Source organism: Sorangium sp. So ce119 (assembly GCF_051524405.1).
Classification (GTDB): domain Bacteria; phylum Myxococcota_A; class Polyangia; order Polyangiales; family Polyangiaceae; genus Sorangium; species Sorangium cellulosum_G.
The window spans coordinates 1,137,134-1,143,309 of record NZ_CP150311.1; the positions used below are offsets into that span (position 1 = coordinate 1,137,134).

Consider the following 6,176-nt stretch of genomic DNA (forward strand, 5'->3'; position numbering starts at 1 on the left):
GGGAGCACGGCCGGCCGGGCGCCCCCTGCCGGGGGGACCAAAGACGGCCTCCTCTTGACACGGAACGGTATCTCCGCTGGCCTCCTAGAGTAGAGTAGCCGTGGGGTTAAATAGTACGATAGTTACAACGTAAAAACAGCTGAGGTAGGACATGTCTGCATTGCGTCTACTGCAGTGGATCGAGCAGGAGCGATGGTCGGCAATTCAGAGCATGATAGCCGAGAAAACACCAGAAGGTATACATCTCGACTTCAAACGCTCGCAAGACAACGGCCGAGGCCCTTCGCTAGGAGAAGATGATCACAAGAACCTAGCAAAGTCAATGTCCGCATTCGCAAACACGGATGGCGGAATTGTTATATTCGGAATTCAGACATTGAGAACAAGCGATGGCGACCGGGCCGATCAGATATGCGCGATCGATTCCGTTGAACGATTCGCAAAACTGGTTCGTGATAGGCTAGACGACATCTGCGATCCCAAGATCATGAACGTGCGCGTCGATCCCATAAAAGATCCCGACAGCAACGGCTCTGGTGTTGTGATGATCTACGTGCCGCCAGGTTCTGCAGGGCCTCATCGATCAAGATCAAAACGCGCCCCCGACTTCTATATGCGCACTGAGTTGGGAGCGACGCCCATGCCATATACGGTATTGGCTGCGCTATTTGGCCGCCCTCCGTCCCCTAGACTCGCAGTCCAAATATCACAAACTCGGCTAACGCATCTCGGTATCTGGCTGGTAAACCGGGGCAGCGGTGCAGCTCGATCACCGTACATTCGCATCGAGATCTGGAGACACTCCGACAGGGTTCGGCTCAGCGCCGAAAATCAAGCGGTCGGCTGGTACCGCGACGATGCCCGTTCTATGGACGGATCGACTTCGCTGGGATTCTATATGGATCAAAATCGATCTTTCTATCCACAATACGAAAAACACGTGGTGGATATCTGCGGAAACGACGATTCCATCGGAGGCTACACGACTATCAAGGGCCTTATTTTTTGCGAGAACGCTCCGCCTATCGAGTTTGAGAGTCCCGTGTCTACTATTCGACCGCATGTGTGCCTGCCAGAGGAGTAAATGGAGACTAACGGGTCAAGAAGCGGTCCACAGGACGGTTCGAGATGAAGACTTCCACATGAGCTCGCCTACGGCGGTCCCGGACTGTTCGCCGCGACCTGGCGGGCCGGGTCATGATGGCGGGCGGTCGAGACCGGGGAGGCGTGATGCCTCGCCTCGCGGCAGGCGTGCCCCGTGCCTGCGGCAGGCGCATCCTGGGACCCATGTACAGCCACAGCGGAATGGTCAGGAGCCGCTCGCCGGGAGCACGGTGCCCGGACGCCGTCCTGACGCGGAAAGAGGCTCGGATGGTCTCGCAGAGCATTGGCCTCGCAGGGGGCGGCCTCGCATAGTCGGAGCTCCACCGCGGGCACCAGGCCGACGGGGCGCTCTCGTCGCCATCGCTTCCGCCTTCGCGCTGGGAACAGGTAGCCGGCCCGACGGACGATCACGATGGCGTTGGCTGGGCGGTCATGGAAGCGCGGCGGATCCATCGACGGCGGCGGCGAGGGCTGCGCGGGACCGTCGGCGCGTAGCTTTCAGGTACGCGTTCTGCGGACCCCATCCTGTCTTCGAGCCTCTGCGCCGCTTAGAAACCGGCGCCGGAGGTATCGATGGACGAGAGCACACGCACCTGGCGCGACCGCGTGGCGCGCTGGCACAAGAGCGGGCACTCCGCCCGCGTGTTCGCGGAGCAGGAGGGGGTCAACGCCGGCACGCTGTACTCGTGGAGCCGCCGACTGGGCATGAAGCGGAGCGACTACCGGCAGCGCTCGGAGAAGGCGACGCTGCCCACGTTGCTCCCGGTGGTGGTCGCCCCGTCGGGCGCTGCGGCCTGCCCTTCGGGCGCGGCGCTGGAGATCGTCTTCCCAGACGGCGCGGTCGTGCGCGTACCACCGACGTTCGACGAGGAGACATTGGCGCGCGTTGTTCGAGCGCTCGGGGGTATGCGATGATCCCGGGCCGCGTCTCGATCTACGTTGCCACCGAGCCGCTCGACCTGCGCCGGTCGTTCGATGGCCTCGCTGCTGTCGTGCGGGAAGTGCTACGGGAGGACCCGCTCTCCGGAGCGCTGTTTCTCTTTTTCAACAGGGCAGCTGACCGCTGCAAGGCCCTGTGGTGGGACCGCAGCGGGTACTGTCTTCTCTACAAAAGGCTAGAGCGCGGAACGTTTCGAGTCCCGCGCGCAATCACACCGGGTGGCACGAGCGTCATCATCGACGCCGCCGAGCTCGCGAAGATCCTGGAGGGCATCGCGCTTGCGCCCTCGAAGCTGCGGCGAGAGGTCCGCCTCGCTGAGGCTGCACCCCCTCCAGCCCCCTGATCCTACCTGATAGCACTGCATTCTCGCGGGCAGCACCCATGGTTGCATTCCCGCGAGACGCTGTAACTTTCCTCAACAAGCCCCTTCAAAAAGCAGGAGCTCACGAGTACTTACCGCCCCGTGAGCAAGCCGGTCGAAGAGCAGATTCGCGAGCTCAAGGACAAACTCGCGCGCGCTGCCCACGAGCGGGACGAGTACCGCAAGCTCTACGAGCTCGCCAGCATCGAGCTGGAGCGGCTTCGCCGGCACATCTTCGGCCAGAAGGCCGAGCACGTCGACCCCGGGCAGATGCAGCTCGCGTTCGACGCGATCGTACAGATGCTCGCGGGCGCCGGTGCGCAGCCGGACGCGGGCGCGACCGGCTCGCCGGAAGGCCGCGATGACGCCACGCCGAACGGCTCTTCCGGCGGCGGGGACAAGGGGCGCCAGGCCCGCCCGCACGGGCGGCAACGCCTGCCCGAGCATCTGCCTGTCGAGCGGATCGAGCTGTTGCCGCCGGAGGCGCAGGATGAGCGCGCGACCGCGCTCGTCCGCGTCGGCGAGGAGGTGTCGGAGACGCTGGAGTGGCGGCCCGCGAGCTTCGTGCGGCTGCAGATCGTGAGGCCGAAGTTCGCGGTCAAAGGTGAGCCCGAGCAAGGCATCACGATCGCCGACGTCCCCGACAGCCCCATCCCGCGCTGTCTCGCCGGTCCGGGTTTGCTCGCGCACGTGCTGGTGAGCAAGTACGCGGATCACTTGCCGCTTCACCGGCAGGAGAAGATGTTCGAGCGCTGGGGCCTTCACCTCTCGCGCTCGACGCTGTGCGGTTGGGTCGAATCGTGCGCCGACAAGCTCGCGATCCTCGTCGGGGCGATGGCCAAGGACGCCCTGAACGCGCACTGCATCGCCATCGATGCCACCGGCGTGCTGGTGCAAGCAAAGGAAAGGTGCCGGCGGGGCCACTTCTGGGTCCTGGTGGCGGACCGAGATCACGTCCTGTTCCGGTTCACGCCCCATCACAACCAGGATGGCCCCAAGGAGTTCCTTCGGGGCTACAAGGGCTATGTCCAGGCCGACGCCTCCAACGTCTACGAGCAGCTCTTCCGCACCGAGCAGGTGACCGAGGTCGGTTGCTGGGCCCATAGCCGGCGGAAGTTCTTCGAAGCGATGACCTCCGACCGGGAGCGCGCGACAGTCGCCATCGGCTTCATTCGCAAGCTCTACGCGATCGACAAGGCGACCAAGGAGCTGCCTCCGAGCCGCCGGACCGAGAAGCGCCGGACGGATGCCGAGCCCGTGCTCGTGGCCTTCCGCGCCTGGCTTGAGACAGAGGACGTGCTCGTCCTGCCGAAAAGCCCCATCGCCGGGGCCATCGGCTACGCGCTCAATCAGTGGACCGCGCTCACTCGCTTCCTTGAGGATGGTCGGCTCCGCCTGGACAACAATCGGAGCGAGCTTGAGCTCCGCCGCGAAGCCGTCGGCAGGAAGAACTGGCTCTTCGTGGGCAGCAAGGACGGCGCCGAGTGGAACGCCACTATCGTGTCGCTCATTGCCTCCTGTGGGCTGAACGGCATCGAGCCCTGGGCCTACCTGCGCGACGTGTTGATCCTGCTGCGAACCTGGCCTCCCGAGCGGCTCATCGAGCTCGCTCCCAAGTCCTGGAAGCAGACCCTCGAGAACACTGACGCTCGGCAGCAGCTCGCGGCCAGTCCGTGGCCTCGGGCGCCGGCCGCGGCCGCCAGCTGATCGCTCCCCGGCCTCGCCGTCCGCTGCCGCAGGCACCGGCGCCCCCTTGCCGGCCGCCGGACTCGCCGCTCGCCGGCGTTGCTGCGCTGGTGCCGCCTCTTCGGCGCTCGCTCGGCCGACGCGTGGCCTCCGGCGCCTCGTCGACGACTCGGGGTCGGCAGTGGCATCGGCGGCACGCGGCTTCGCTGCCGTGCGCCTGCGGGCGACCTGCACGCGGGCGGGGAGATCGGCATCGACCGCCGCTTTACCCGCTCGCTGCTGCGCCCAACCACCCTTCGCCGCAGGCCGCTCTTGCTCTCGCATCGCGTCGCGAATCTACGGCGACGGCACGCACCTCGCGAGGATGGGGTCTACAGGACGGATACGCTTTCAGCGCCACCAGTACAGCTGCTTCAGATTGTACCCCTCGCGCCGCGCGTAAGCCAGCTGCCGAGGGACGGCGTGCTCCCGGCGACGGTAGGCCTTCTCGTGGTACTTCCTTGCCAGGTGGACGGCGATGCCGATCAGCCAGCGCTGGAGGACGCGCCTCGGGTGTAGCCTCGGTTCAGGCCGGTAGCGGCCCTCACGGACGGCCACGACGGCGCCGATGAGGCACTCCTGGAGCACGTCGTCGCGGTCGCGCACGGGCACGCCGCAGTTCGCCAGCACCGCGCGCAGCAGCTTGCTCTCGGCGAGGATCACCTCAGGCTTCACCTCGGTCGGCGGTGTTGTCGGCGCGGCGGGCGGGCGCTTGGCTCCCCTCCGCCGCTTGCTCACCCCGCCCGCGCGCGGTCGGCCGGGTCGGCGGGCGTCGAGGTGCTGCCGGGCTCACTGGGCGACCAGGGCGGGCATTCGGCCCGATTATCGACCGGGACGTGGCTCACCCTACCGGTACCGGCGGCAAGCCGAGGAACTGCCCGGTTAGTGCACGAGCGACCCTGGCCACCAGTTCGTTCCCGAACGCGACGGCGCGGCTCAGGCTGCTGCAAGCTCGGTAACCACCGCAGCCCATGACGACGCCTTCGTCGGCGAGAATTCCCCGAAGGCGGAGGTTGGCCCGGGTTGGGGCCATGCCCCTCGAGCGGGGCCATCCGCGTTCATGCCCCCTAACCTCGGCGCATGTGACGGATCGCGACGGATCCATGACGAAGCCATGAGGACATACATTGAACTTGTCCACATTGGACTACAGAGGCGTGCTTCTCGGTCGGACCGGCGGGAGGCTGCAGCGTCGGCCGGTTGCACGCGGTTGCTCGCGATCGAGTGACCGCCGCGCCGCCACCGGCGGCCGCGCCCTCCACTTACATGCAAGGAGACCCTAGTGCCCTTTGCTGTCGAAGCCGTATCGTGGGCGGGCGATCGCCACGGCGAGGGTGGCCGCAGGAGGAACAGCAGTGGCAGGAACGATCGGCGACGAGCTCAGGCGATACTTCCGTGAAGGCATGATGCAGAAGGAGTTTGCCATAGCGTGGCTCGAGGCCTGGAAGAAAAATCACCCCGGAGATGACAGCTGGAGCATCGATACGGCAGAGTCGCGCCTGAGCTCGTGCCTCCGAGGTCGGGTCGACGGAGTGAAATTTTTCCTAGGCGACCGGAAACGAAGGGACACGACGTTCGAGGTGCTCGGCGCTCCGGCTGCTGCTCGGGATCGACTAACAGGCCTGGCCGAGATGCTCCTCGCCGAGCGTCCGATCCGCCTCGTGGTGGATGCGACGCGAGGTCCCCAAGAGGGAGCGCGCGCGGAGAGCATGTTCAAGGCCATCAGAGAATATGTTCTCGGTGAAGCCGCGGTCTTTCCGACGCTCCTAATCGTGACGGAGGCTCAGCACGAACGCCTACCGTTCTCGTTTCATGAATTCATAAAAGTTGGGCTCACCGTCGAGCCGGCGCGGGATACACACTCGGCGCGCGCGAGGGTCGACGAGCTTGCTGCTCGTGGCGCCCTGATCGTTGCACCGTACCCGATCCCAGATATCTCGCGTTGGATAGCGATCCGGTTCGACGAGCCGATCGCGCTCGATCCGCCGAACGGCCTCCTGATCGCTCGCCAAGGGGGAATGTTGCCCGGGCTCCCGGAGGTGAACC

Annotated in this window: 6 protein-coding genes; 5 read left to right on the plus strand and 1 reads right to left on the minus strand. The window is 65.5% G+C overall.

What is annotated here, in order from left to right; genetic code table 11:
* The first annotated feature begins 151 nt into the window (after positions 1-151).
* The 4 genes from WME76_RS48590 to tnpC all read left to right on the plus strand — a co-directional run bounded on the left by WME76_RS48590 (position 152) and on the right by tnpC (position 4,112).
* The gene (locus WME76_RS48590; RefSeq protein ID WP_437960386.1) at positions 152-1,084 is read left to right on the plus strand and encodes an AlbA family DNA-binding domain-containing protein; all 933 of its coding nucleotides are present in this window, start codon (positions 152-154) and stop codon (positions 1,082-1,084) included.
* Between the two features lie 593 nt (positions 1,085-1,677).
* Positions 1,678-2,019, plus strand: a complete 342-nt coding sequence (gene tnpA / locus WME76_RS48595) for an IS66 family insertion sequence element accessory protein TnpA (RefSeq protein ID WP_437954793.1) — start codon at positions 1,678-1,680, stop codon at positions 2,017-2,019.
* Positions 2,016-2,387 (plus strand): IS66 family insertion sequence element accessory protein TnpB, encoded by a 372-nt coding sequence (tnpB, locus tag WME76_RS48600; RefSeq protein ID WP_437954794.1) that lies wholly within the window; start codon positions 2,016-2,018, stop codon positions 2,385-2,387. Before tnpA ends, tnpB begins: the two co-directional genes overlap by 4 nt.
* Positions 2,388-2,507: 120 nt before the next feature.
* The gene (gene tnpC, locus WME76_RS48605; RefSeq protein ID WP_437954795.1) at positions 2,508-4,112 is read left to right on the plus strand and encodes an IS66 family transposase; all 1,605 of its coding nucleotides are present in this window, start codon (positions 2,508-2,510) and stop codon (positions 4,110-4,112) included.
* A 369-nt stretch (positions 4,113-4,481) separates the two neighbouring features.
* Here tnpC and WME76_RS48610 read toward each other — a convergent pair whose 3' ends face one another.
* The gene (locus WME76_RS48610) at positions 4,482-4,793 is read right to left on the minus strand and encodes a hypothetical protein (protein WP_437960387.1); all 312 of its coding nucleotides are present in this window, start codon (positions 4,791-4,793) and stop codon (positions 4,482-4,484) included.
* Positions 4,794-5,485: 692 nt separating this feature from the next.
* Between WME76_RS48610 and WME76_RS48615 the strand changes: the two genes are divergently transcribed.
* Positions 5,486-6,176, plus strand: a 691-nt coding sequence (locus WME76_RS48615; RefSeq protein ID WP_437963020.1) for a hypothetical protein, incomplete at its 3' end; no start/stop codon positions are given.